Annotated in this window: 5 protein-coding genes; 2 read left to right on the top strand and 3 right to left on the bottom strand. The window is 43.3% G+C overall.

Annotated elements, in window-relative coordinates:
* A partial coding sequence (locus RMO35_RS11975) for a serine/threonine-protein kinase (RefSeq protein WP_309741469.1) occupies positions 1-1134 on the top strand: 1134 nt, incomplete at its 5' end.
* Positions 1135-1335: 201 nt separating this feature from the next.
* Here the strand turns inward: RMO35_RS11975 and arfB are convergent.
* The 3 genes from arfB to RMO35_RS11960 form a co-directional block, all read right to left on the bottom strand.
* Positions 1336-1746, bottom strand: coding sequence for an alternative ribosome rescue aminoacyl-tRNA hydrolase ArfB (arfB, locus tag RMO35_RS11970; protein WP_309741467.1), 411 nt, complete (start codon positions 1744-1746; stop codon positions 1336-1338).
* A 51-nt stretch (positions 1747-1797) separates the two neighbouring features.
* A complete protein-coding gene (locus RMO35_RS11965; RefSeq protein WP_309741466.1) occupies positions 1798-2049 on the bottom strand; it encodes a hypothetical protein in 252 nt (83 codons plus the stop codon).
* A gap of 212 nt (positions 2050-2261) precedes the next feature.
* On the bottom strand, positions 2262-2462 hold the full coding sequence (locus tag RMO35_RS11960; protein WP_309741464.1) for a hypothetical protein: 201 nt from the start codon (positions 2460-2462) through the stop codon (positions 2262-2264).
* 296 nt (positions 2463-2758) lie between these two features.
* On the opposite strand from RMO35_RS11960, the gene RMO35_RS25305 reads away from it, so the two are divergent.
* A partial coding sequence (locus RMO35_RS25305) for a Tfp pilus assembly protein FimT/FimU (RefSeq protein WP_396135658.1) occupies positions 2759-2906 on the top strand: 148 nt, incomplete at its 3' end.

The following is a 2906-nucleotide window of genomic DNA, read 5'->3' as shown; positions in this document are numbered from 1 at the left end:
TTGGGTCAAAATGTTTATGGTGGTAGAGTTACTTATCTAGCTCAGGATCTCAATAGCAATCTACCTGTAGTTATCAAGCAATTTCAGTTTGCGACTACTGGCAATACTTGGAGTGATTACGATGCTTATCAGCGCGAAGTCGAGCTACTGCAACAACTCAACCATCCGCGTATTCCTAAGTATTTAAACTCGTGGGAAACACCAACGGGATTTTGTTTGGCACAGGAATACAAGTCGGGAACGATCTTGACTGGTTCGGGACGAAATTTCACCCTCGATGAAGTCAAGCAAATCGCGATCGATATTTTAGAAATATTGATTTACTTACAGCAGCAGCAACCACCAATTATTCATCGCGATCTCAAGCCAGAAAATATCCTAATTGACGATCGCGATGTCTATGTTATCGACTTTGGATTTGCCCGCAATAATCATCCCGATCTGACTGCTAGCAGCACGATTAAAGGGACGCTGGGTTTTATGCCACCCGAACAGTTATTCAATCGTCCCTTGACTAAAGCATCAGATTTATATAGTTTGGGTGTGACTTTAGTCTGTTTATTAACAAAGTCTAAATCGACAGAGATCGATCGACTGATCGACCATAATTATCGATTGGATTTGCCAACTCATTTAGGACATTTACCATCCAGCTTTTTAGCTTGGCTGACCAAAATTACCGACCCAAATCCCGATGCTCGTTATCCAGATGCCCAGACTGCTTTGACTGCACTGCATACGCTCGATCGGGCGATCGAACCTCCCAGATTTCAACCAAAATTAATTGGATTGGGTGTACTCGCACTGATTGGATTATCAGTAATTCACAAACAGATCGTACCAATCGGGCAGCACTCAATTTCACCGTCGGCAAATTCAATCTCTATTGCCCAATTACAAGCCGATAAAGGCTGTCCTGGTTGTAATCTAACAGGCATCAATTTACGGGGGCAAAATTTACAAAGCTATGACTTTGCAGGTGCCAATCTGACTGGTGCAGATCTGCGCGATGTCGATCTGCGAGGGGCGAGTTTGCGTGGTGCAAATCTGACTGATGCGATGTGGCATGGGGCTAATTTAACTAGTACCGATCTCCGTGAAGCTAACTTGCCAGACAAGACAGCCTCCGATTGAAATCGGGGCTAGTGATGCAAAGTCCGCCTACGCGGACTAGTTAATCAGTCCGCGTAGGCGGACTTTGTTACACTAGCCCCGATTTAAATCGGAGGCGGTATTAAAGCGAAGCCAATATCCTTAACCCGAACTGGGATTAAATAAGAAACTGGCATATGGAGCAATCTGGCAGCAGTTAGGAATTAGTAAATAACACTAAATTTACTCCACAATTTTTCGCATTGCTTTAATTTCCGAGCGATGTTTCTTTGCTGCCAACCTCCGCCGTTCTTGACCTTTACTTGGCGTTCTAATTTTGCGCGGTAATACCACCACCGCAACGCTCAAAATCAACTCCTTCAATCGATCGAAAGCTGCCGATCGATTGCGTTCTTGACTGCGATGTTCTTGTGATTTAATCACGATTACACCTTCATTAGTAATCCGGCGATCGGTTAGTTTTAGCAACCGTTCTTGATACCATTCAGGTAAAGACGATGCTCGAATATCAAATCGCAAATGAATCGCCGTCGCTACCTTATTTACATTTTGACCGCCAGCACCTTGCGATCGAATGGCGCTAATCTCGATTTCACTAAGCGGCAAACTGATGGTTTTGGATATCTCGAACATGACGGATTTGATAATGTTGGGCTTGGTATTGCTTCACCCGTACTATCTATTTTAACCGATCGAGATTAAGATATTAATCGCAAGTAATCGATCGAGGTAAGGTTTGAGCGTCGCTGCAATTAAAACTCGATCGCCAGCTAATCTGGTATGTTCCAGACAAGCCAAAATCATCGCTCTACTAACTGGAGTATAAAATACCGAAATTAATTGCCCGATCGCGCGATCGAGTTCCGGTAATACATGGTAATTAATAACTAGTTGTTGCCGTTGTTTGGCGATTTTTAAGTAATTATCCAACATCATCCCCTCCAGTCAGAGCGATGTTGTATCATAGCTTACTTAATTTAATAGGATAGGAAAATCCAGAGATGTGTGTACTCACATCTTGCATCAAAACATAGCTACTAGTATTTTAGCCCACACGCCACTGGAAAGGCTACGAACCTTACTAATCTCTAGCGTAGCCTCTTATGAGAGAGAATCGTGCGACATTACTGAGTAACGACCGAGCAGATCTAGTATGCATAAGTAACCAATCCTTTTTTGCAAGGGATTTTACTACCTGCTGACGGTGTTTGACTGATTCCATTGGTAGGGATGCCTGCGGCGGATAAGCCTTCAGCGATGCCTGTAGAGAATGACAGTGGCTCCGTATTTATTTTATTGTCAATACTCGAACTTATTGGTGTTGTCGTCGGACTTATTGGTGTTGTCAATTAGAGCAATATCTCAAGGGCGAATCAATGCCCACCGAAAGTCTCGACGAAGTAACTGGAACCCTCCGATTAGCTATTGCCGCAGATGACCTAATGGTGCCCTTCCGCCCTCAGTCCAAAACTCCCAAGGGTCAGAGGTATCATCCAAAAAGTCTATACATATCGTAACAATCGATGTGTTATTTATTCCAGCCACCTGGGAATACTAATAATGTTGACAGTTGAGTGTTCATCACTACCTCGTCAGTAAAATTGACAATTCCAAGTTTTCATCTTCATTTGAGGAGCCATTGATTGTGGTGATAAGACCACCTAAATATAACTCTCAAGGTTTTACCTTGGCGGAAATGCTGATAACCCTTGTCGTAGCTGGCATTATCGCGGGATTTGCAGTACCCTCATTGCTGTCATTAAATAAACCATTACGCGATGGTACATTGCTAT

It is taken from the genome of Chamaesiphon sp. OTE_20_metabat_361, assembly GCF_031364565.1.
The sequence above is the reverse complement of the archived record's forward strand: the minus strand, read 5'-3'. Positions and strand labels throughout refer to the sequence as shown.